This window comes from Mesorhizobium sp. ESP-6-2 (assembly GCF_020164675.1).
GTDB lineage: Bacteria > Pseudomonadota > Alphaproteobacteria > Rhizobiales > Rhizobiaceae > Mesorhizobium.
The window spans coordinates 121,913-143,053 of record NZ_JAIUGT010000011.1 but is presented as its reverse complement, the minus strand read 5'-3'; the positions used below and the strand labels follow the sequence as shown (position 1 = coordinate 143,053).

Here is a 21,141-nt window from a genome sequence, read left to right as displayed (position 1 = left end):
CGTGCTTCCTCTTGCGCGCCCTCGTCGACGCAGCAATGTCATATGGGTTGGCGCGGATGACCGGCTCTAAATCATTCGGGAAGTTTGGGTCGTCGACCGGTAATCTCGGCAACGAATCCTTTTCGTCCGGTCGATGAGTAGGCAGCATCTCTGCCACCTCGGCTAGAATATCGTTTACGACCCCGTTCATCTGCGCGCCTGTTTCGAAGCTTTTCAGCTCCTCGAACTTCGCTACTGCATCAAGGTTCCGGCTTTTTGCTGCATCACTGCCGAATTCAGAATTGCGTCAACAGAGAGAAGCGCAGAGGCGGAAAGATTTCCTCAGTGGAGAGAGAGCCATGTCCAAAAGAACCCGCCTTGATGAAGACCCGGCCGAAGGCAGCCGTTCGGTAGTCGATCACGACCTTAAAAAGTCGTCCGCCAAGCCTGGACCCGAAGCGGACGCCAAGGGCCAGTCAGAGAAAAACCACAAAGGTGGAAAGAGCGACGGCGTGTCTAGCGCCAATCCTCGCGTAATATCCGGCGAGGAGGACGGCGACGCCACGTTCCATATGAGCGAAAGAAGTAGGACTTCACTCTGAAGGCCATTCGGTGCGCCATTTCCCATCTACTCCTTGGACCAGTACCTCTACCTCATGTCCCAGAGAAGCTTCGCTGTTTGCTGCCTTGACGGCGGCCAGGACGGCGGAACCCTGCGAGTCAAAGGGATAGTCCTTGTCGTCTTAGCGGACCTTCCATCGATCCGCGTCTTTCGACACGTAATACCTGACCTCAGTCAACTGATCATCCGAGACCTGGTGATCCTGGTTGGAAAGGTCGATCGGCAACGCGCCGATCACCCTGCCCGTAGTCTTCTCGATGACTGTGACGGTCCGCTGCGTCGATCAGGGCTTGTTAACAGTGTCGTCAACTGCATTGGCTGTCGATTTGACATCCCTGCCGACGCCGCGGACGGTATTGGCGCAGGCTGAAAGAGCGATCGCGCAGGCAAGAATGATGGTCGGCGCAGTGCGGAACAAGTTCATGGCGGCGTCTCCTGGTCGACAGCCCTCAGCGAGCACAGAAGCAAAAGCTGCTTGGAGGGGAACCCGCCCCAGTAATCAGGCGGGTTCCAATGAGATCATCCGCAGACGCGAATCTTTTCAACAATCATGCGGTGATGCTTCCAATGCTTGACCACCTTGGTACGGCAATGGCGTCGATGGTGATCCTTGATGACAACGCGTCCGTGGTCGGTCTTGATCACGGTCTTCGCTTCGGCAGGGATGCCGGCGAACGAGATTGATGCAACGGCGATCATGGACGCGAGAAATAGCTTTTTCATGGTTTCCTCAGTGAGTTGAACGCACGTAAACTCGCGGATGCAAATCGAGTTCCAATCACGCGAAGGGATGAGGCGAAAGCGCCATAAGGAAGGCTGCTTAGGAGATGGCAGCGTTAGAACTGAGTGTCGGCAACCGGAGGCTTCCCCGGCAGTTTCAACCGATCGCGTTGGTATTCAGCGTATCGCTCGGCGGTGGATTTGTCGTTGAAGAACTCCTGCCTCACGTTCCCGTCTTCGGTTACGCGCACTGCCCATCGCTCACCGACAAACTTGACACAAACGCCATTCGGTTCGCCCTGCACCATGGCCCCCCTCCTTGGAACAGCATAGTTGACTGTTAGACGCCGCTGAACGATTTGGGGACAATGGACCAGATAGCCGCGCTGATCGGGGCAGGGGGATGCGAAGATTGTCAGCGGCTGCTCAACCAGCATAACCCCGGGCGAAAGACCGCGGGGCGGGATGGGCGATCCGGCTCAAGGAGTTTGTTCATCCATTGCGGCGACCCCTAGCCAAAAGACCGCCTAGGGGAGTGGCCGTCCCTTTGTTTTCCGGCACATCCATCAAGGCTTGCGCGATGCGCTGGATTGACATCCGCTTCTCAATTGACCTCAGGTCATTATCAATTTGATTGATGGTCTTGATCTCGCGTAGGCCGATGCGGATGCCTTCAGCGCCATGTCCGACGAAGACAAGGCGGCCTATGTCGAGGCCGCCAAGCAGTAAGACTAGTTCAGAGGGCCGCCTCTCAGCGGGCGGCCCTTAACTTTCAATCCTTCAAGGCATCGCGAACCGCGTCCTTTGCCTTGCCGACGCCTTTCTGAATGCTGCCTTCGGCCTTGTCAGCGGCGCCGTCAGTGCGAAGCTTGTCGTCGCCCGTCATCTTGCCGACCTTGTCCTTCACCTCGCCGCGGAGTTTCTTCGCTGAGCCCTTAACTTCGTCTTTGTGCATCGTCGTTCTCCTTTGCGCAGACCCAACGTGAGCGGAACTTGAATGTTCCAGAGTGAGCAGGATCGGCATGGCTGGATACGGTGACGATGCAGACTTCACTGCCTATGCGGCCGCGGCCGGCTATACCGTGCCAGCTGGCAGCATCCCTGGTGCTCGCCAGCGAGGCAGCGCATATATCGACGGCACCTACGGCGCGCGCTTCTCAGGCCAGCCTACGGGCGGTATCAACCAGGAAAGAGCATGGCCGCGCACCGGCGCCACAGCCTATGGGTCTGCGCTCGCTTCCGACCTGATCCCCCAGCGAGTGATCGACGCCTCCTATGAGCAGCTTACCTCGAACTGACCCGCCCCGGCTCACTGTCCGTGTCGTTCGATCCGGTCAAACGGGTCAAGCGGCAGAAGGTCGACACGATCGAACGTGAGTTCTTCGAGCCCGGGCACGACGGCAACATCTTCGCACCGAATGCGCCTGTGTCGAGCCTGATCGAGGGCGTTCTCGCGCCCCTGCTCGGCCCGGTCTGGGGCGATCCAGCAATCATGGTGGTGTGAGGCCGGCTTCTATGCCGACATGGGAGAGATGGTCCAAGACCTTCTCCGGCCCGACGCGGAGGACGGCCTTGGCCAAGGCGAGGTGAAGCTCAAGCGCATCCCGACAACGCCCGGCCCGAATCCATGGGATCCTCCGGTCGAGGGTGCTCCAGTGCTCTACGATCTGAAGGCGGCCGTCAAGCGCGTCGACCAGCGCTATAAAAACGGTGTGTTGATTGTGGAAACCGTCGACCTCATCACCTCCGCCGTGCCCGAGGTCGAGCCTCTCATGACCGACACGCTGGCTATCGACGGCAGGGAGCGGGTCATTACCAGCCTGAAGCCGTTCCCCTTCGGGGGGTGTGGCGGTGGCGGGGAAGGCCATTGTGGCGGTGTAGAACTGTGATTGTCAGCCGTTCTCGCGCTTCCAAAGGCTCGAAGTGGCCGCGTATACGAAGGACGCTGACCAGGTAATCAGGACGAGGCCATTCAGCGCTTCAAGGGCCGCCACGATCCGCATGGGCCCGGTAGCATAGACTTCGCCAAAGCCAAGGGTCGTATAACAGGCGACGGAAAAATAGAAGAAATCCTCTGCGCCGCCGGTAACCTCGCCCATCAAACTGCCGTACTGAGTGTGAGACTGCATCCACGCATATACGATGGCGAAAAGACCAATACCCGCGATGTGCGCGGCAATCGCGCCCGTGATGAGAAGCAGAAGATCCACCCGCATTGGCAAGGAAAAACGGCGTCTCAAGGCGCCGGTCATGTTCAGTACCTCGTAGTGCATCAGAACTGTGACGAGTGCGAGCACTGCAGATGCGGAAATTGCGATGACCACGTTCGATACTTCCAGGCAGGAGTGAGATGCTTAAACGCCTATCACCCCGCGAGCGGTTCGAACAGCTTGTCGCTGACTGGACTCCGAAACTCGCCTCGCCTTTCTCGACGCGATCGACGACATCACGTCGAACATCGTCCTGCGCCGCGTGGTGGAGCGACTGGAGCGCGGCGACATCACCGGCGCCATCCAGGCCATGCACCTCGACGAGGCAGCATTCCGGCCGTTGGATGAGGCTATCAGGCAGGCTTTCAACGGCGGCGGTGTCGCCACGGTGGAAGGGATGCCAACGCTTCGCGATCCGTCCGGCCATCGTGTGGTGGTGCGCTGGGATGCAAGGAACTTGGCGACTGAGACGAGGCTGCGGGATCACTCGTCGCAGTTGATCACGAATATCGTCACTGACCAGCAGGTCGCCGTGCGGACCGCTTTGGAAGCAGGCCTCGCCCGCGGCGACAACCCGACCCGCACCGCCCTCGATGTGGTCGGTAGGGTCAATCGCGTGACAGGGACTCGTGAAGGTGGATTGGTCGGGCTCACCTCAGTCCAAGGCGAATACGTTGCCCGAGCCCGCCAGGAACTGCTTTCCGGCGAACCCGACCAATTGAGAAATTATTTGAGTCGGGCACGGCGGGACAAGCGCTTTGACGCCGCAGTGCGCAAGGCGATCGAAGCGGGGAAACCGCTGCGGGCGGATGCCGTCGCCAAGATCACAGGCCGCTATTCGGACGGGCTGTTGAGCTCCGCGCCGACACCATTGGCTTGCATGAGACCTTCGCGGCCCTTGGCGCGTCGAGGACATCGCGTTCCACCAGCAGATCGAGAAGGGCAACGTCGGGGCCAATACGGTCACGAAGACCTGGAAGCATACGCCGCAGGAACATCCGCGCATCCAGCATATCGCGATGCAGGGACAGACGGCCGGACGGAACCGCAATCCCGTACCCGCATGCTCCCGGCGTGCCGGCGAGACACGCGCTCGGTTGCAAGTGCCTCGCTGAGTACAAAATCGAGTTCGTTGCTCAGTTGGTGCGGTGACGTTCGCTCACGCATTGCCGAAGGCCCCACCATCGCGGTGTCGGCGGCATCCGCGGGGCATCCTTCGCGGACACCGCGTTCCCCATCTGCCGGTCTGCTGCCGGGGACCGCTTCGCGAGTTCCCGTTTTCCTCCGAAGCGATCGAAGCCGGCAGGCCCCTCGCTCGCTCACCAGCGTCGCACGCCTCGTTGGCCGAGTAATTCCTTTTAACGGTCCAGAAGTTTTCATGACGTATGGCGGACCCATGAAGCTGCTACGACATTTCGGCGAGCCAACCCGTCGTCTCTTTCTGTTGAGAACGGCTTTGCCCATCATTGGGCTGTCACTGTTTGTTGCGATGGCCACCACAGGCCTTTTGCTGTGGTCCACGGTTCAGACCGACGGCGTTGCCGTGTCACGGCAGCAAAGTCTGGTTGCACTGATCATATCCAAGCTCGAGAGCGGCGTTGCACACGACCAGGAGAGCGTCACGGTTTGGGACGACGCGGTCACCGCACTGCGAAGCCATGATACGAAATGGCTCGATGTCAATCTCGGCAGCTGGATGCACACGTATTTCGGCCATGACGAACTCTACATTCTCGATCCCGATAATGAGCCAGTCTACGCATCGGTGGGCGGCTCAACTGTCGAGCCCGGCAGCTACCGATCCATACATTCGAATACCGCGCGTCTTGTCGACGACCTCAGGGCAAGACTGAAGCGAGGGGACACCGAAACCGTTACGAAGCAGGTCCTCACGATAGGCGCGTCCGATATGGCGGTCATCTCCGGCCATCCTGCCATCGTGAGCATCAAGCCTGTCGTCTCCGACACTGGCCACATCGCACAAGAACCCGGTCAGGAATTTCTACATATCGCGGTTCGATATCTCGATGGCAGTCTCATCACCTCCTTGCGGCAGGACTACCTGCTCGACGGCGCGCGCTTCTCCTGGGTCAACATGCTTGCTCGGGGAGAGGCGTCTTATCCGCTGATTGACCGATCCGGTTCGACTATCGGCTTCTTTGTCTGGCAACCATATCGGCCTGGGGCGTCGGTATTTTCTCAACTGGGGCCAATGCTCGTCGCTACGTTCGGGCTGCTACTGGGCGGCGTCATCGTCGTCCTGATGAGCCTTCGCAGGCGGACCTTGAAGCTGATCGAATCCGAAGACCGAATCTATCACCTCGCCCACAATGATCTACTGACCGCCCTGCCCAATCGCAGCCAGTTCAATGACCGCTTGGCCGATGCGCTGACACGGCTGCCCTCGACAGGCGAGCAACTCGCAATTCTCTATCTCGACCTCGACCGCTTCAAGCAGGTCAACGACAGCTTCGGTCATCCCGCCGGCGATGAGCTGCTTAGGGAATTCTCGGACAGGCTAAGAAGGCTCACCACGGAAGCAGATACGGTCGCGCGCCTGGGCGGCGACGAGTTCATCATCATCCAGCGCCAGGTCGCAGGAGAGCATGAGGTCAAAACCCTGTGTGAGCGGTTGATTGAAACCGCTCGCCGACCCTTCGAAGTGGCCGGGGTTCAGGTCTTCGTCGGCGTGAGTGTCGGCGCAGCGTTTGCTCCGAGGGACGGATGTGACCGGGACGAATTGGTGCGCAAAGCCGACGTTGCGCTCTATCACGCCAAAGCCGCGGGCCGCAGCGGCTATGTCTTCTTCAAAGCCGAGATGGACCAGACGCTGGCCATGCGCAAGGACCTTGAACAGGAGCTACGCAAGGCGCTGCAAGTGCCTGGCCAGATCCAGGTCCATTATCAGCCGCTCTACACGGCCGACACCAACAGAATGGCGGGCGTAGAAGCCCTTGCCCGCTGGTCTCACGCGGAGCGTGGTTGGGTAGCCCCGGATTTGTTTGTACCACTGGCCGAGAAAACGGGGCTGATCGACCAACTGGGCGAACTGGTTCTGCGGAAAGCATGCCTTGATGCGGTCTCCTTGCCCATCGACACCTTGGCGGTCAATGTGTCAGCCTTGCAGCTGAACAATCCGAGCTTCGCCATGAAGGTGACGAGCATCTTATTGGAGGCGCAGATGGATCCGCGGCGCCTCGAACTGGAAGTTACCGAAAGCACGCTGTCGGAGCGCCCGACAGAATGCCAGCGCAACATCAAGGCGCTGCGCAGCATCGGGGTGCGCTTTGCTGTTGATGATTTCGGCACGGGATTTTCCTCACTGGGACGCCTCCAGACCCTGGACGTGGATAGGATCAAGATCGATCGAAGCTTTGTGCAGGGCTTTGGCCGCTGCAACGGTGAGGAGGCCATCGTTCAGGCGATCATCGACATGGCGCGCGTCACTGGAATCAACACCACGGCGGAAGGCGTTGAGACGCAGAGCCAATGCGATTTTCTGCGCAAGCTCGGCTGCGACCAGTTGCAGGGCTTTTTGTTATCCAAGCCGGTGCCGAAAGAGGAGCTCCAGAATCTCCTGGAGGGAAGATCCCGGCGCGTTTCTGCCTAGGTACCGAAACCCGACATCTCGTAACAGCTTGTCGGGTCCTTGGCGGCGTGATCGTTCGTGTGCCCATCGCTCCAAAGCCGAAACGGGCGGCTGGTCACAAAACTCGCCAGCATTCCACGACATTGTTGCTCCTCCGCAGCTCACGAGTCGTACCTCGAAAGTCTCTCGCGGCAAGCTGGGACAAGCGTAGACATCGCTGGGACGGCTGCGAGTACCTTGCCTGTGCGCGCGGCTGTGAGAGCGGTACGACACAGCCAACCTGCTCCATGGAGGGCGAGCGAACAACTTTCCCCACGACGCGCCTCTCGTGTCGGCGTCAACCCATGGCGTTGAGTGAGGGCGGTCAGAGTGAGAGTGCAAACGGGTGGGCCGCGACGGGTTGAGGGCTGGGAGAGAGGCTCCCGGCGCCCGTCGCGGAGACCCGCGATGTCCAGAAAGAACGCATCCGCTCGTGCCGGCCAGGACCGGACGAGCTTTTTTGACGAAATTACCGGCAAGATCATCGCCGAACTGGAGGCGGGGCGCGTGCCCTGGGTCCAGCCCTGGGGGACGGCGGCGGCGAAGGCGAGCCTCGCACTGCCGAGCAACGCCGCCACCGGCCGGCATTATTCCGGGATCAACATTCTGATCCTCTGGGGCGCGGTGATCGAGCACGGATTTTCCGGCCAAAGCTGGCTCACCTTTCGCCAGGCGCTCGCGGTTGGCGGCAATGTGCGCACGGGCGAACGAGGCACGACCGTAGTCTATGCCGATCGCTTTGTGCCCGAAGATGAGAAGCGGCGCGCAAGCGAGGCGGGCGACGAAGCCCAGGCGATCCCGTTCCTGAAGCGCTTCACTGTCTTCAACGTCGCACAGTGCGAGAATCTGCCGGAGAGTGTGGCGATGAACGCGCCGCCTCCGCCGCCGGCCCTGATCGAGCCAAAAGTCGAGGCGTTGATCCGCGCGACGGCAATCGACTTCCGCATCGGCGGCAACCGCGCCTTCTACGTTCCGGCGCTCGACTATGTGCAGATCCCGCCGCCCCAGACGTATTTCGAGCCTATCAACTGGCACCGAACGGCGTTGCACGAGTTGGGACACGCCACCGGGCATCCATCTCGTCTGGGCCGCGATACGACCGGCAGCTTCGGCACGAAGAATTACGCCTTCGAGGAGTTGGTCGCCGAGATGGCCGCAGCCTTCTGCTGCGCATCGCTTGGCGTCGTGCCGACCGTCCGGCACGCGGATTACATCGGGGCCTGGCTCGAGGTGCTGCGGGAGGACAATCGCGCCATCGTGCGCGCCGCGTCCTATGCCAGCAAGGCAGCTTGCTGGCTGCTTGGCTTTGTCCCCGCCGGTGATGCGGACGAGGCGCAGGCTTCGACCGGCCAGACAGTGGCCTGATCCTCCTACGCCTGATGCGAGCGCCTGCTCGCCAACCACCACGATGGCGACGGCCGCTCCACGTCCATGGATATCTTCATCCATCGACAGGCTCGCCGCCGAGCCTGATGAAGATCGAGACCCCTGTTCGGCCATGGCTAATCTCGGCAAGCCCGAACTCGGCTCGGTCGTCATCGTCGACATAACGGCCGTCCGCCTCCCTGCCGGTCTCGGCATGGAACCTGACGTTCGAGGATCCTGCTTCTCGTCTGCGTCTGGGGGCGAGCCGGCTATGGGAGCGGCAGCATCCCCGAGGGAGCCAGGCGGCCACGTGATGCGCTTTCACCGCTGACCGCGACCTATACATGATCCTGGCCGCACACCTAAGCGGCGCCAGACAGCGAGAGGAGGAACGGGATTTTGTGACGGTTCGGAGGTCGAGAGAGAGGCTCTCGGCCGCCCGTCGCGGAGCAATCTCGATGCCTACTTTTGTCCAGAAGATCACGCTGCCCTCCTCGCGCAATATTCCCTTCACCCAGCTCGTGCTCGCCCAGTTCAACATCGGCGGCGTAGAGGCGGACAGGCGGGGCGTAGCATGATTACCCTTCACGACGCTTCCAACCTCGCACACCGTCTTGGCCGGCAGGCCGAGGCAGTGTGCCGTCATTATCTGTCCGTCGGTCACCGGGAGGGGCACTACTGGGTCGTAGGCGATGTGCGCAACACGCCCGGCCGCTCCATGTTTGTTCGGCTCGAGGACTCGCCGAAGGGCCCGGCCGGCAAATGGGTAGATGCCGCCACCGGCGAGCACGGCGATCTCATCGACGTGATCCGGGAAAGCTGCGGTCTGCTCAGGTTCAAGGAAATTGCCGACGAGGCGCGGGCCTTCCTCAGCATGCCATTGCCCGGGCCGACGCCGGCCGCAGTCCGTCAGCCCGCACCGCCGCATCGTTCACCCGTAGCCGCCCGCCGCCTGTTCGATATGTCGCGGCCGATCGCGGGCACGCTCGTACAGTTGTATTTGCGCGAACGCGGCATTACCGATCTACGCGGAACCGGAAACCTGCGCTTCCACCCGCGCTGCTATTATCGTCCGGACGAGCATTCGCCGATCGAGATATGGCCGGCCATGATCGCGGCCGTAACCGACCTCGACGGCCGGATCAGCGGGGTGCATCGCACCTGGCTCGACCCGACACGCCGCGACAAGGCGCCTATCGACACGCCGAGACGGGCGATGGGCGACCTTCTTGGCAATGCGGTCCGTTTCGGCATTGGTGGCGAGGTGTTAGCGGCAGGCGAAGGCATCGAGACCGTTCTGTCGATCCGGCAGGTCCTGCCCGACATGCCGATGCTCGCGGCACTCTCGGCAGCCCATCTCGCGGCGATCCATTTCCCCGACACGCTGCGGCGGCTCTATATTCTGCGCGACGATGATTCCGCTGGCGATCGCGCGCGGGACAGGCTGGTCGAACGGGCGAACGCGGCTGGGATCGAGTCGATCGTGATCTCGCCCCAGCTCGGCGACTTCAACGAGGATCTGTGCACCCTCGGCCTGGACGCACTGCGCAGGGGAGCCCGGTTGCAGATCGGGCCGCAGGAGATGGGCCGCTTCATGGCGTAGGCGACATAGACGAAGGAGGACAGGCGTGCGGATCGCCGCCGTGCTCGGCGGATGCGTCCATGCTTCGCAGAGGACCGTGCCTCGGCCTTCGAGAGAGCGATCGGCCCACAAGCCGGCCAGCCGGGCAATGGCGGCGGCCGACTATTTTCCGGCGCGGCCTCAAGGCCGCTTTCCATCGCGAGGCAAAATAGCCGGCCTTAGCCATCGAGCCCTGCGCTTGCGCTCCGCGTGCCCGGCCGTCGGGCCCGTGGGCTTCGTCGCCACGAAGGCCGCGACGGTAGCGGTCCAGCCGACGGAGCATCCCCATGCGCGAGCACGACGACTACGAACCGCACCACGAATCCTCATCCACCGACCATGTCCTCAACGAACTCCAGCTCCATGGCTATCGCCCCTTCGCCGATGAGCCTGACCAGCGGCTTTTGCCCGACGGCAACCAGGTCGCGGGCGCCGTCGCCAACATCTTCGACGCCCTGATCGGCACCCTGGAGGACACGCGACTCGAACCCGATCTCGACGATCTCCTCTGGTCGACCACCAACGTATTCCACCGCGCCGCCGAGCGGATCGCGCGCGAGCTGGACGACAACGAGCAGGCGCAGAAGCGGTCGCAGCGAGAACAGGACGGCAGCGAGGTAAAGTCGGTCGAACTGGAGCGCCTGAACGCTGAGGGCATGACGCTCATCGAACGCCAAAACGCTTTCGAGCTGATGCGCGACCAGGCCGCCGAACACTACGAACGCCACGTCGGCAAGACTTGGCTCCCGCGCAGCGGATCGAGGGTCAACCATCGCAATCTGACCTCGGCGATGATCGACAGCCGCGATTTTCTGATGGCGAAGAAACGCGCCGACCAGGGGGTGCTCCTGCCGCCGGGTCCGAAGATCGTCCTCACCGGTGGGCTCGACTTCGACGACCACCGGCTGATCTGGGCCAAGCTCGACCAAGTTCACGAGAAGCACCCCGACATGGTGCTTGTCCATGGCAAGTCGCCGAAGGGCGCCGAGAAGATTGCCTCGCTGTGGGCGAAGAACCGCAACGTGCCGCAGATCGGCTTTGCGCCGGACTGGACGAAGCACGGCCGCGCCGCGCCCTTCAAGCGCAACGACACGATGCTGGAGATCGTGCCGAACGGCGTGATGCACTTTCCCGGAACCGGCATCAACGACAATCTCGCCGACAAGGCCAAGAGGCTCGGCATCCCGGTGTGGAAGTTCGGCGGCGCTTAAGCCGCCTCATCGACTAGATCGGAGATGGGAGGGGCCGGTCTGGGGACACGACTCGTCGACGGCATCACTGCCTGGCGGACCGGAAGAACGTACGCAGTTCACGCGCCAGTATCTCAGGCGCCTCTTCCGCCATGTGGTGGCCGCAGTTCAGGCTATGACCCCTCACGTCAGCGGCCCAGGAACGCCAGATCGCCAGAATGTCGCCGTATAGATCCTCTAGATCGTCACGAGCGGACCAAAGAACGAGAAGCGGACATTCGAGCATGCGGCGCGCGGCTCGATCCTCCTCATCGTGCTGACGATCGATCCCCAGCCCTGCCCGGTAGTCCTCGATCATGCCGTGAACCGTTGCCGGGTCGTGGATGGCGGTACGGAAGTCTGCGTAGGCTTCCTGACCATAGCCTCGGGACTCCCTCCGTACCAAGCGTCGGGGTCGGCCAAAATCGCACGTTCGGGTATTTCGGCCTGTGCGAAGAAGAACCAGTGCCACCAGGCTGTTGCAAACCGCGTGTCACAACGGGAAAGTGCTTCCGCGATGGGAATTCCCTCCAGGATCGCCAAGCTGCTCACCGACTCCGGATGGTCCATGGCGGTCCGAAACGCCGTGTAAGCGCCCCTATCGTGACCAACAAGCCCGAAATGAGCAAATCCGAGATGCTTCATGAGCGCAATACAGTCTCGAGCCTTGGCGCGCTTGGAAGAGCCTGCATGGTCTGGGGTGTCCTTGGGCTTGGATGATTGGCCAAAGCCGCGAAGGTCGGGGCAGATCACAGTATGGTCCGCCGCCAGGAGCGGAGCCACACGGTGCCAGGTCACATGCGTGCGCGGATGTCCGTGCAGCAGCAAAATCGGCGGCCCGTCTCCGCCCACGCGCACCCGGAGGATTGCTTCTGGCAGCGCGATTGTTTCCAGATTGAAGCCCGCGAACATCAGCTCTTCGATAACACCGTCTGCAAATCGCTTTCGAGGCGCGGTAGGCCCCACATCCCTTCGCCTCAGATTCGGAGGATAATGACGCGCACGCATCTGTTCCCAGGCGGTCGCATGACGCGCCGCCGCCTCTCGTGTGCGCTGATCCTTGACCCGGCTGACGGCTTGATGCCAACGGCCTCGCCGCTCGCCGCTCGCCGCTCGCCGCTCGCCGCTCGCCGCTCGCCGCTCGCCGCTCGCCGCTCGCGCCGACGCACGGCGCCGTGAAGCAGATCATGCCCTCGAACGATTGGAAGATCTTTCGATCGTGGGCACAGCTCTTGCCGCGTATCGACATTCCTGCCGGTCGCTGACATGGCGGCGGCCATCAACTGGCACGTCGCGCGGCTCAGGGCGGCATCGCCGCGGGACCACCATTGGATCCAGCTGGTGGCCTACTCGGAGCGCAAGATGCGGCATCGTTGAATTTGATCGAACCGTGATGCGCATGGACTTGGAGACCTCCCCGTTGGCAGACCGGGTGGAACGCAGCAAAATGGCCGGAACCGAGGGGACGAAGCCGGTGCCTCTGGATGCGATGTCACCTTGCTTGCCCGACGGTCGCCATTGGTCGGTTTGGCCGTACCCTTCTACCGCTCCACGCGGCCTCTTCGATGGCCTGATCTGGCCGAAGACCGGCTGACGCCTCGATCGCCTTTGACGCAACAGCGGCGTCGGACTTTCTTCCCCTTGCGGGACCCACCCCACGCCACAGGCCGCGCGGGAGCCCCCGGGTCTCCGCCATTCCTCGCGAGACAAGAAAGACCTCCTTGGCTGTCAGGCCCCTGCGGGGTGCGTCGTCGATCGCCTGCGGCCTGCTGATCGCCATCGAGGCCCGCAATGGTGCGGGCTCGGAAATCGGACAAGGAGACCTACAATGGCAACCATCGGTATTTTCAAGAAGACCGGCTCCAACGAGTTCACCGGCGAAATCGTTACGCTCAGCGTCCAAGTCAAGGCTGTGCGCATCGTCCCCGACCAGCGCCCCACGAACGAGAACGCCCCCACACACCGCGTGCTGGTCGGCCGCGCTGAGATCGGTGCTGCCTGGTCCAAGCGCTCCAGCGATGGCCGCGACTATCTGGGCCTCAAGCTCGATGATCCAAGCTTCAACGCCCCGATCTACGCCAACCTTTTCGAAGACGAGGAGGGCCAAGGCTTCTCGCTGATCTGGTCCCGTCCCAATAGCCGGCGTGGCGACTGAGGTCCGCAAGTGCCCCGGCCTGTTCGGCCGGGGCATCTGGCCTCTCAGGCCGTGAGAGCAACCGTGAGCAGGAGTGAAGCGGCCCGCAGAAAGGCGTTTGTCGAAAGCAGGTTCTGCGCGCTAGAAACGATCGTGGTTTCATCGATCTTAGCCCATGTAACCCCGCTTGATCTTTCGTGCCGCCAACCGCGACTGCTCCGAGGCTGCCTGCCTGCAATCTTCGAAAAAGTGGACTTTCTGGCGGCCTCGCGTGCCAATCCGTCCCCATAGCCGGACCAGCGACATTTCGCCGAACAGGGTGGGTTGCAATGACAGGACATAAAACCGTGCCATGTTACGAGCGCCATCAATACGGCGCAGGAATACGGGGTCGGGCGCGTTGTTCATGCATCCGACTATCGATCCTCGCCATGGGATGCGTCCAATGCATCTTTCGAATCCGTGGCTCGGCATCGATTCAAAAACTTGATCGAATGTCGCCTTATCGGACGAAAGGCGAGGGGGGGGCAGCATGACGACACGTCTGCAAAGGGGGGCCGCTTTCCCGGAGGGCTAATCGCCCGAGCTAATCACCGGTCGCGCGGATGGTCGCCGGCCTGTTCGCTGACGAGGCCCTCGACAAGGCTCAACAGGCTTGAGGCGGTGGAAGCAGGCATATCAAGCACACGCAAGATCAGCTTCAGCTTGTCGTCGGCTTCCTGACGACTCTCACCGAAAAAATGCGGGGCTGCGTAATGGATCATTTCGATCGGTGAGCAGTCCAGAATCTCGCAGATGTGAAGTAGCCTGGTCGCATGCAGCTTTGAAAAGGCGCGCTCGTAACGTGCAAAGATCGTCTCGTGCAAGCCGACCATGGTCCCCATCTGCGCCCGATTGAGCCGCTTGGCGTCGCGACGCTCGCGCACGAACCGACTGAAAGCCTGCTCCATGTCGCCGAAGCTCCGGATGCCTTCGAAACCTGGTTTCCTGTAGACCGGCTTCTCGGACTCAACGTCTGCCGTTTCGATGAGTCCATGCTCGTCTATGTATTTCTGGACGTCCTTGATTGCCATTGCGACGGGTTTACCCGCTCCTGTGTGTGCCGCGAAGCGCGCCCATAAGACGCGACTCTTCGCCCCAAATTACTCGATACATGAAAAAACAGAGCCAACGTGACTCAAGCCTAGCAGGTGAGTGGGCCTGCGATCAAATTCCACATCCAGGACCATGAAGGGAGATCTGCCGATCGGCTGTAATCAAAGGCCAAGGTCGTCCAGATACTTTGCGATTGCCTGTTCCATGATCGCCTGCATCGATGTTTCGGCGGTGAAGGAGGCCAGTTTCAGCCGCCGCTTGGTCGCTCGGTCGAGGTTCACGTTCACAAAGCAACTTTCCCCCTTCACCCGCTCTCGCTTCATCCTGCGCAAGGCCTTCCTGGCCTCCTGCCTCAAGTCGCTGCCAGTCTGCGATGTGCCGTCGGGCTCGCGGTCTGTGCCGATGTCATTGGACGGGCGATCTTCGTCACCTCCCGGCGATTGCTTGCGCGCAGCGAGTGCGAACTCGTCCAGGGACAGGCTTTCCTTGCGGCCCATCAGGCGTGCTCGGCTTTTGGAAGGGGGCTCAACAGGGCATCGATCTCGCCCACCACTTCTTGCGTCTCGCGGCGCGCTTTGGCTACAGCCTCGGACAACGCCTGCATCTGGAGAGTGCCAGTGCCGTTCTGGATATCCTTATAGATGTTGCGTTCCATTACCTCGGCCCTAAAGAGATAGGTCCCGACCTTGTCCTCGATGATGGGACGAATCTTGCGGTAAAGTTCCGTCTGTCGAACAGTCATCGAAATCCGGGTGCGCAAGACCCCGTGGCGACATGACCCGCCGCGGAGCTCGTTGACCCTCACGACGGACTGGAAGCAGTCAATCGCGCCCAAGACCTCGCGCTTGGACGCCTGAATTGGAGAGATCACCAGATCGGACCGTCCAATCACAGGGTCAATGGTGGAGATATCCTCTCCAGGCGTGTCGATGAGGAGGTAGTCAAAACGATGGGCGTGGCGCTCAATGAACGCATCCAGCGACTTGGCCGTCTTATGGCCGAAGACGCTGATGCCTTCTGGTTGCGCGGCCTTGTCGTGGCAGTCGCTCCACCATTTGGTCAGATTGCTTCTACCATCCATGTCAACCATCGCGACCGCCGTACCGCGCAATGCATACTCGCCGGCAATGTTCATCAAAGTAGTGGTCTTGCCAGCGCCGCCTTTGCCATTGATGGCGGAGATCACGATAGGCATGCGCGAATTCTCCTTTGAGCGTGTGTTTCTACTCACACACGAATCCAGGATTGCTCGAGTAAGGGTCCGTGGGCACATGAATTTCTATGAATGTAGAAAAACTATGTCCGAATGACAATGATAAAGTGTCATTTTGGGCAAATTCCTGCTTTTCCGATGTCATATTGGTTGGCAGGATACGGAAAAATGTGATACATTTTTCCTGACGATCGGGGGACAAGCCCCCGATCCGCGGCTTGGCCGCGAGCGAGGCAGACGGTCCATGACTCCAGCCAACGCAACGGTTTCAGGTCGGCCGGCGAGGAGGGAGAAGGTCGCGCATATTCGGTTCGCGCCAGAGGAACTTGCCGCGATCGCGTCGGCTGCGGAGACCGCCGGCCTGTCGGTTTCGGCCTTCGTCCGCTCGCTTGCTTGCGAGGGGGCGGGCCTCCGGCCGTTTCTGAATGAGGAGGATCAGGCGATCCTGCAACTCCTCGCCAAGGATTTGCGTGCTGTTGGCAACGCTCTCAATCAGGCCATACGCGCACTCAACACTGGGCGCATGGCTGCGGCTTCGAATGTAGCCGCAGCCGCGGACGATGCCCGCGCCATTGCATTGACGGTCGCGGCCGAGCTCTCTCAGATGACGAAGAGCGCCAGCTCGGCTCGCCGCCTTGGTGCGCGCTAATGGAATTCTTCCTGGGTGCTTTTGAACGGGACTGGGAACGCCGTCGCGCAGCGCTGCTTCACGAACTGCAGCTGGGACGAGGCGAGCACCATGAATGGGAGTGGCGTCGAAAGGGCGGGGCGGCGTTCCCAGACGAGACACAAGGCGGCGGCAGGCTTTCGTTTCGTCGCAGGGACGTCGAGCTCCAACGGTCGATTCGACAACGGATCATAGCCGTGGCGCATGGAAGCCAGCCGGCGGTGGTCAAGCTCGCTTCCTATGGTGGAGGCGTGCGCGTCGCCGCGATGCTCAGCTATACTTCCCGGAATGGCGAACTGGCGGTCGAAACCGAGAAGGGCGAGCAGATCACCGGAAAGGCGGCCCTCTCGCAGCTGCGCACGCGATGGGAGCATCTTTTCGACAATCGTGCCTCGAGCCGGGACATTGGTCTGTTCCAGGTAGCGGTAAACACAAAGACACAGGAAAACGATCGCGACCAGATCTTTCGCCATGTCCTGCGCGCCGCATTCGGAGAGCGCCGCTTTGTCTATGCAATCGAAGACGTGGACGGCACTCATCTTCGAGTGCACGGGGTCCTGCTATTGCGCGGGGCTGACGGCGAGCGCCTGAGCGGCGACGCAAAGGCTGCTGCAATCGCACAGGAGCGGTTCGACAGGAGCAAGATCGGCAGCGTCGTGCAGGCGCGAATTCTATTTCGCGGTCACGGCAATGGCGTTGCCTTCGCGCTGAGCCGGGTTCGTGAAATGGTCGAACGCTTCGATGGGCAGCTGCGCGATGATAGGGGCACCAGCATCGCTACTTTCGAGCGGGCCGGCGGTCTCGTCCAGAGGCATTGGCGCAGGCAAATGCAAAGCCGCAAGGGACGTGACGTCCTGCATCTAATCGTGTCCGCGCGCGCTGGCACCGATCCAACCGCCTTTCGAGATGCGGTGCGGGAGTTCCTGGGCGATCAATTCGCAGGGCATCGCTACGCTTACGCCATGCACGATCCGGCTGGGGATCCAAAGGGAATGGCGCAGGGTGGCAAGCGGCCGCATATCCACGCTCACGCGATCGTCACCATGCGTTCGGAGACAGGAGAACGCATCGAGACCAGCCCCCAGGTCTTCCGGGCGTGGCGCTCATTGATGGCCGAGAAAGCCCGACAGCGCGGAATCAATATGGAGCTGACGGACCGTCGCGAATTTGCAAGTGCGCCCGCCTATACTCGAACCCAGGTGCGGCCTGTCAGCTATGCGGGGAGAACCGAGCATGAGGGCACCAGCCAGTCGGCACGGGAACGTTATCTAGCCAAGCGTTCCAATATCCCTGACGCAGCACTGTCCAGCCGGAGTGCCCAATACGCGGCAGCCGCTGCCCAGGTATGGCGCGAAATTGCGCGTGATAGCTCGGTCAGGAAGGTCGCCGAGTTCGCTGAAGATCATCTCGAACGAATCCGGGCCGCGTTGCGGGTTAGCCAAATCCACGCGACTGCGGTCTATCGGCGAAGGCCGGACACGAATGAGGCTAAGGGACATCTGTCACGAGAACTTTTTGGAGGCGACGAGGCTGCCATGCATGCGATGACACGTGCTGAATTGGAGGCATATGTGAACCGGGTCGAGGCCATTCTGGCCGACATTGAGCGTTCCGTCGGGCCGGGCGAGCGGGCCCGATTCCACGAGATCACAGAAGCCGCGCGCGAGGTGATGAGCATCCGCCGGGAAAATCTCCGGTTCTCCGAACAACAGCCTGTCGCAGGCGACGTGGGTCGCGGCAACCCAGGCGCCCCCCGCGACGTTTCGACGTCGGCCGAGGCCGATCCGCAGGATGGTCGAACGCCACCGAAGTCGACGCACGAGCCGGTTTCTGGCAAAGCGGCATTGGACCGAAGCCATGAGCTCCCGCGAGACGAACGGTTGGGGAGCGCTCGTCAGGGCCGTGACCCTCCCGGTTGGATTGCCGCCGAAAGGATGAATGAAGCCGGGCAGCCGGCGGCTGAAAGACCGAGTGGAATCCCGGAGCGGTGTGCCTCGCAAACTGATGCATCGCAACGATCGCCAGAGCACCTGCGCGAATTGGAGCAGCAATTGGAACAGCGCCACATGCGTGATCGCGACGAGCGCGAGCGGTAGGGGAGGAACCGCACAAGCGTCCGCTGGCCATGTGCCTCGTTGAGCCGAGATTTTAGAGTGCGGCTCGCAAATGCCGGATTGGCCTTCCGGGCGCCAGCGACTGCGCGGCTTGTGCAATGCTCTGCGCGTCAATTCCATAATGCCGATACAGATCTGCGATGGTGCCCGTCTGGCCGAAATGTTCTACGCCGAGGGACCGGGTCTTATGGCCCTGGACGGACCCGAGCCAGGCAAGGGTCGCAGGGTGGCCATCGATCACGGTGATGAGCCCGCAATTGGAGGGGACGCCGGCGAGCAATCGTTCGATATGGCTTCGTGCGTGTGCCAGGCCGTGCTCCCTTGCGCGCTGCGCAGCAGTCCATCCGGCATTCAGGCGATCTGCCGACGTTACGGCCAAGAGGCCTACGTCGCGGCGGTCCTCCGCGATCAACCCGATCGCATTTATCGCTTCGGGTGCGATCGCTCCCGTATAGGCGACCACGATCTGGGCATTTGGTCCTGGCTTGCGCATCCAATAGCCTCCGCTGAGGATGTCTTCAGCCAGCGCCTGATCAACAACGCGTTTGGGCTGCTCGATCGGCCGCGTCGAAAGTCTTAGATACACGGAGCCACCCGTCGCGTCTCTGAGCCAGCTCACGGCATCGGCATGACCATCTCCATCGCGCTGCATGTAGTCGAATGAAAACCGCAGGATTGTTGCAAGCTCGTCAACGAAGGCTGGCTCGAAGCTGGCAAGCCCGTCCTGCGCCATGCCGATCAGTGGTGTTGCTATCGATTGGTGTGCGCCGCCTTCAGGCGCCAAACTGATCCCAGAGGGAGTGGCCACGACAATGAAGCGGGCATCTTGGTAGCAGGCATAGTTCAGAGCGTCGAGGCCGCGCTCGATAAACGGATCATAGAGGGTTCCTACCGGTAACAGCCGTTCGCCAAATATCGAATGGGAGAGCCCGAGAGCGGAGAGGGTTAGAAACAGGTTCATCTCGGCAATGCCGAGTTCGATGTGTTGGCCCTTTGGCGAGAATTCCCAGTTGAAGGTCGAAGGAATCCGCTCTTTTCTGAACAGGTCGGCCTTCTCTTCCCGGGCAAACAGACCTCGGCGATTTACCCATGCGCCAAGGTTGGTAGAGATGGTCACGTCCGGCGACACGGTGACGATCCTTCTCGCGAGATCAGTGTCGGCCTTGGCGATCTCGTGCATGAGAGTTCCAAAGCCATGCTGTGTCGAAACTGGCGATTGCACCTCAGTGGTGAAGGCAGCAGGAACAGCGATTTTCCCGGCCTGATGGGGCGCTCGGCGCCGGGCGTTGAATGGGGCCGCCTGTACAAAAGCGGCCAGTTCTTCGGCGGGCAGCAGGAGACCTTCATATGGATCCCATTCGTAACCGGGCCGAACGCCAAGGCTAGCGCGCAGTTCCTCGACCTGCTTTGAGGTCATCAGCCCCGCATGGTTATCCTTGTGGCCCGCCAGCGGCAGGCCGAATCCCTTGATCGTGTAGGCGACAAAGCAAACCGGGCGATCGTGCTCGCGCGCGTCCTGGAAGGCCTGCAACAATGAGCGCAAGTCGTGCCCACCGAGGTTGGTCATCAAACGCGCTAGGTCTTGATCGGAGCGGCTTTCAATCAGCTTGGAAGCCAGGCCTTGGTCGCCAAGATCATCGATCAAGCGTTTTCGCCATGCCGCCCCGCCCTGGTAGGCCAAAGCCGAGTAGAGCTGGTTGGGACAGTTGTCGATCCAGCTTCGCAAAGCCTCGCCCCCGGGTTCCTGGAAGGCTTCCTCGAGGAAGGAACCGTATTTGAGGATCACCACCTCCCAACCGAAATCGCGAAACAGCGAGACGAAGCGCTCCCATAACCCTTCCCGCACCACCGCGTCCAAGCTTTGTCGATTGTAGTCGACGATCCACCAGGTGTTGCGCAGTCCGTGTTTCCAGCCCTCAAGCAGAGCTTCAAAGATGTTACCCTCATCCATCTCGGCGTCGCCGATGAGCGCGACCATGCGGCTCTCGGCGAGAGTGCAGGCCATGCCTTTGGCTCGAAGATAATCCTGCACCAATGAGGAAAACAGCGTCTGTGCGACCCCCAGGCCGACGGAGCCCGTCGAGAAGTCCACGTCGTCGGTATCCTTCGTGCGTGATGGATAAGATTGCGCCCCTCCGTAGCCGCGGAACGATTCCAATTTCGAGCGTGTCTGTTTGCCGAAGAGATACTGAATGGCATGGAAGACCGGACTTGCGTGCGGCTTCACCGCGACCCTGTCTTCAGGACGCAAGACCGCGAAGTAGAGCGCCGTCATAATGGTGGCGAGCGATGCCGACGATGCCTGGTGGCCTCCAACTTTGAGCCCGTCGTCATTGGGTCGAAGATTGTTGGCATTGTGGATCATCCATGTGGACAACCACAGCACCTTCCGCTCGAGAGCCTCAAGGCACGCAAGTTTAGGATCGTCCATGTCTGCTCCATCATTTGATATGGTGAGGATAGGAAAATCGGCGGGGCGATTGCAGCTAAAATTGCTATCAGGTAAGGCCATATCGGTGAGTTCAAGCCAATTTCGATGCAAGG

General features: G+C 61.1%; 21 protein-coding genes and 2 pseudogenes. 12 read left to right on the top strand and 11 right to left on the bottom strand.

Features of this window, described 5'->3' with window-relative positions; genetic code table 11:
- Positions 1-338: 338 nt before the first annotated feature.
- A complete protein-coding gene (locus LB532_RS25350; protein ID WP_140642227.1) occupies positions 339-581 on the top strand; it encodes a hypothetical protein in 243 nt (80 codons plus the stop codon).
- A 303-nt stretch (positions 582-884) separates the two neighbouring features.
- On the opposite strand, the gene LB532_RS25345 is transcribed toward LB532_RS25350, so the two are convergent.
- The 4 genes from LB532_RS25345 to LB532_RS25330 form a co-directional block, all read right to left on the bottom strand.
- Positions 885-1,025: an entericidin A/B family lipoprotein gene (locus LB532_RS25345; RefSeq protein WP_140554092.1), complete on the bottom strand. Its 141-nt coding sequence runs from the start codon at positions 1,023-1,025 to the stop codon at positions 885-887.
- A 95-nt stretch (positions 1,026-1,120) separates the two neighbouring features.
- Positions 1,121-1,324, bottom strand: coding sequence for a hypothetical protein (locus LB532_RS25340; RefSeq protein WP_140554091.1), 204 nt, complete (start codon positions 1,322-1,324; stop codon positions 1,121-1,123).
- Positions 1,325-1,437: 113 nt separating this feature from the next.
- Positions 1,438-1,629, bottom strand: a complete 192-nt coding sequence (locus LB532_RS25335; protein WP_140642225.1) for a hypothetical protein — start codon at positions 1,627-1,629, stop codon at positions 1,438-1,440.
- A gap of 464 nt (positions 1,630-2,093) precedes the next feature.
- Positions 2,094-2,276: a CsbD family protein gene (locus LB532_RS25330; RefSeq protein ID WP_140642223.1), complete on the bottom strand. Its 183-nt coding sequence runs from the start codon at positions 2,274-2,276 to the stop codon at positions 2,094-2,096.
- Positions 2,277-2,343: 67 nt separating this feature from the next.
- Here LB532_RS25330 and LB532_RS30385 point away from each other — a divergent pair, with 67 nt between their 5' ends.
- From LB532_RS30385 to LB532_RS25320, 3 genes are read left to right on the top strand one after another with little or no spacing between them, the layout of a single operon-like run.
- On the top strand, positions 2,344-2,619 hold the full coding sequence (locus tag LB532_RS30385) for a DnaT-like ssDNA-binding protein (protein ID WP_411908899.1): 276 nt from the start codon (positions 2,344-2,346) through the stop codon (positions 2,617-2,619).
- A 20-nt stretch (positions 2,620-2,639) separates the two neighbouring features.
- Complete coding sequence (locus tag LB532_RS30380; protein ID WP_318012473.1) at positions 2,640-2,825, top strand: hypothetical protein; 186 nt, start codon at positions 2,640-2,642, stop codon at positions 2,823-2,825.
- Positions 2,826-2,853: 28 nt separating this feature from the next.
- Positions 2,854-3,210: a hypothetical protein gene (locus tag LB532_RS25320; RefSeq protein ID WP_224557388.1), complete on the top strand. Its 357-nt coding sequence runs from the start codon at positions 2,854-2,856 to the stop codon at positions 3,208-3,210.
- Positions 3,211-3,213: 3 nt separating this feature from the next.
- Here the strand turns inward: LB532_RS25320 and LB532_RS25315 are convergent, their stop codons facing one another.
- A complete protein-coding gene (locus LB532_RS25315; RefSeq protein WP_140642219.1) occupies positions 3,214-3,645 on the bottom strand; it encodes an ion channel in 432 nt (143 codons plus the stop codon).
- A gap of 196 nt (positions 3,646-3,841) precedes the next feature.
- Between LB532_RS25315 and LB532_RS25310 the strand changes: the two genes are divergently transcribed.
- The 5 genes and pseudogenes from LB532_RS25310 to LB532_RS25295 all read left to right on the top strand — a co-directional run bounded on the left by LB532_RS25310 (position 3,842) and on the right by LB532_RS25295 (position 11,356).
- Positions 3,842-7,141, top strand: coding sequence for a putative bifunctional diguanylate cyclase/phosphodiesterase (locus LB532_RS25310; protein WP_224557386.1), 3,300 nt, complete (start codon positions 3,842-3,844; stop codon positions 7,139-7,141).
- Between the two features lie 426 nt (positions 7,142-7,567).
- Positions 7,568-8,524: an ArdC family protein gene (locus LB532_RS25305; RefSeq protein ID WP_140642215.1), complete on the top strand. Its 957-nt coding sequence runs from the start codon at positions 7,568-7,570 to the stop codon at positions 8,522-8,524.
- A gap of 344 nt (positions 8,525-8,868) precedes the next feature.
- Positions 8,869-9,081: pseudogene (locus tag LB532_RS30375) on the top strand (hypothetical protein); the annotation flags it as partial.
- Between the two features lie 17 nt (positions 9,082-9,098).
- Complete coding sequence (locus LB532_RS25300; protein WP_263492294.1) at positions 9,099-10,127, top strand: toprim domain-containing protein; 1,029 nt, start codon at positions 9,099-9,101, stop codon at positions 10,125-10,127.
- 305 nt (positions 10,128-10,432) lie between these two features.
- A complete protein-coding gene (locus tag LB532_RS25295) occupies positions 10,433-11,356 on the top strand; it encodes a DUF2493 domain-containing protein (RefSeq protein WP_140642213.1) in 924 nt (307 codons plus the stop codon).
- A 64-nt stretch (positions 11,357-11,420) separates the two neighbouring features.
- On the opposite strand, the pseudogene LB532_RS25290 reads toward LB532_RS25295, so the two are convergent.
- Positions 11,421-12,286: pseudogene (locus LB532_RS25290) on the bottom strand (alpha/beta fold hydrolase).
- A 916-nt stretch (positions 12,287-13,202) separates the two neighbouring features.
- Between LB532_RS25290 and LB532_RS25285 the strand changes: the two are divergent.
- Positions 13,203-13,529 carry a DUF736 domain-containing protein gene (locus LB532_RS25285; RefSeq protein ID WP_140642211.1) on the top strand — a complete coding sequence of 109 codons (327 nt, stop codon included), beginning with the start codon at positions 13,203-13,205 and terminating at the stop codon, positions 13,527-13,529.
- A gap of 147 nt (positions 13,530-13,676) precedes the next feature.
- Here the strand turns inward: LB532_RS25285 and LB532_RS25280 are convergent, their stop codons facing one another.
- From LB532_RS25280 to LB532_RS25265, 4 genes are all read right to left on the bottom strand, one after another.
- Entirely contained in the window at positions 13,677-13,916 is a 240-nt protein-coding gene (locus LB532_RS25280; protein ID WP_140642209.1) for a WGR domain-containing protein, read from the bottom strand.
- Between the two features lie 182 nt (positions 13,917-14,098).
- Positions 14,099-14,458 (bottom strand): helix-turn-helix domain-containing protein, encoded by a 360-nt coding sequence (locus LB532_RS25275; RefSeq protein WP_224557384.1) that lies wholly within the window; start codon positions 14,456-14,458, stop codon positions 14,099-14,101.
- A 306-nt stretch (positions 14,459-14,764) separates the two neighbouring features.
- Positions 14,765-15,100, bottom strand: coding sequence for a hypothetical protein (locus LB532_RS25270; RefSeq protein WP_140642205.1), 336 nt, complete (start codon positions 15,098-15,100; stop codon positions 14,765-14,767).
- Entirely contained in the window at positions 15,100-15,798 is a 699-nt protein-coding gene (locus LB532_RS25265) for a ParA family protein (protein ID WP_140642204.1), read from the bottom strand. The genes LB532_RS25270 and LB532_RS25265 overlap by 1 nt, the downstream gene beginning before the upstream one ends.
- Before the next feature lie 133 nt (positions 15,799-15,931).
- On the opposite strand from LB532_RS25265, the gene LB532_RS25260 reads away from it, so the two are divergent.
- The gene (locus LB532_RS25260; RefSeq protein WP_224557383.1) at positions 15,932-16,465 is read left to right on the top strand and encodes a plasmid mobilization protein; all 534 of its coding nucleotides are present in this window, start codon (positions 15,932-15,934) and stop codon (positions 16,463-16,465) included.
- Entirely contained in the window at positions 16,465-18,579 is a 2,115-nt protein-coding gene (locus LB532_RS25255; RefSeq protein WP_140642200.1) for a relaxase/mobilization nuclease domain-containing protein, read from the top strand. Before LB532_RS25260 ends, LB532_RS25255 begins: the two co-directional genes overlap by 1 nt.
- Before the next feature lie 52 nt (positions 18,580-18,631).
- On the opposite strand, the gene LB532_RS25250 is transcribed toward LB532_RS25255, so the two are convergent.
- Complete coding sequence (locus LB532_RS25250) at positions 18,632-21,028, bottom strand: transketolase (protein ID WP_140642198.1); 2,397 nt, start codon at positions 21,026-21,028, stop codon at positions 18,632-18,634.
- Positions 21,029-21,141 lie beyond the last annotated feature (113 nt).

What these genes read in the sequence shown, in the direction of transcription:
- LB532_RS25350 (WP_140642227.1), top strand. Translation starts at nt 339, where the DNA reads ATGTCCAAAAGAACCCGCCTTGATGAAGACCCGGCCGAAGGCAGCCGT.
- LB532_RS25345 (WP_140554092.1), bottom strand. Translation starts at nt 1,025, where the DNA reads ATGAACTTGTTCCGCACTGCGCCGACCATCATTCTTGCCTGCGCGATC.
- LB532_RS25340 (WP_140554091.1), bottom strand. Translation starts at nt 1,324, where the DNA reads ATGAAAAAGCTATTTCTCGCGTCCATGATCGCCGTTGCATCAATCTCG.
- LB532_RS25335 (WP_140642225.1), bottom strand. Translation starts at nt 1,629, where the DNA reads ATGGTGCAGGGCGAACCGAATGGCGTTTGTGTCAAGTTTGTCGGTGAG.
- LB532_RS25330 (WP_140642223.1), bottom strand. Translation starts at nt 2,276, where the DNA reads ATGCACAAAGACGAAGTTAAGGGCTCAGCGAAGAAACTCCGCGGCGAG.
- LB532_RS30385 (WP_411908899.1), top strand. Translation starts at nt 2,344, where the DNA reads ATGGCTGGATACGGTGACGATGCAGACTTCACTGCCTATGCGGCCGCG.
- LB532_RS25320 (WP_224557388.1), top strand. Translation starts at nt 2,854, where the DNA reads ATGGTCCAAGACCTTCTCCGGCCCGACGCGGAGGACGGCCTTGGCCAA.
- LB532_RS25310 (WP_224557386.1), top strand. Translation starts at nt 3,842, where the DNA reads ATGCACCTCGACGAGGCAGCATTCCGGCCGTTGGATGAGGCTATCAGG.
- LB532_RS25305 (WP_140642215.1), top strand. Translation starts at nt 7,568, where the DNA reads ATGTCCAGAAAGAACGCATCCGCTCGTGCCGGCCAGGACCGGACGAGC.
- LB532_RS25300 (WP_263492294.1), top strand. Translation starts at nt 9,099, where the DNA reads ATGATTACCCTTCACGACGCTTCCAACCTCGCACACCGTCTTGGCCGG.
- LB532_RS25295 (WP_140642213.1), top strand. Translation starts at nt 10,433, where the DNA reads ATGCGCGAGCACGACGACTACGAACCGCACCACGAATCCTCATCCACC.
- LB532_RS25285 (WP_140642211.1), top strand. Translation starts at nt 13,203, where the DNA reads ATGGCAACCATCGGTATTTTCAAGAAGACCGGCTCCAACGAGTTCACC.
- LB532_RS25280 (WP_140642209.1), bottom strand. Translation starts at nt 13,916, where the DNA reads ATGAACAACGCGCCCGACCCCGTATTCCTGCGCCGTATTGATGGCGCT.
- LB532_RS25275 (WP_224557384.1), bottom strand. Translation starts at nt 14,458, where the DNA reads ATGGAGCAGGCTTTCAGTCGGTTCGTGCGCGAGCGTCGCGACGCCAAG.
- LB532_RS25270 (WP_140642205.1), bottom strand. Translation starts at nt 15,100, where the DNA reads ATGGGCCGCAAGGAAAGCCTGTCCCTGGACGAGTTCGCACTCGCTGCG.
- LB532_RS25265 (WP_140642204.1), bottom strand. Translation starts at nt 15,798, where the DNA reads ATGCCTATCGTGATCTCCGCCATCAATGGCAAAGGCGGCGCTGGCAAG.
- LB532_RS25255 (WP_140642200.1), top strand. Translation starts at nt 16,465, where the DNA reads ATGGAATTCTTCCTGGGTGCTTTTGAACGGGACTGGGAACGCCGTCGC.
- LB532_RS25250 (WP_140642198.1), bottom strand. Translation starts at nt 21,028, where the DNA reads ATGGACGATCCTAAACTTGCGTGCCTTGAGGCTCTCGAGCGGAAGGTG.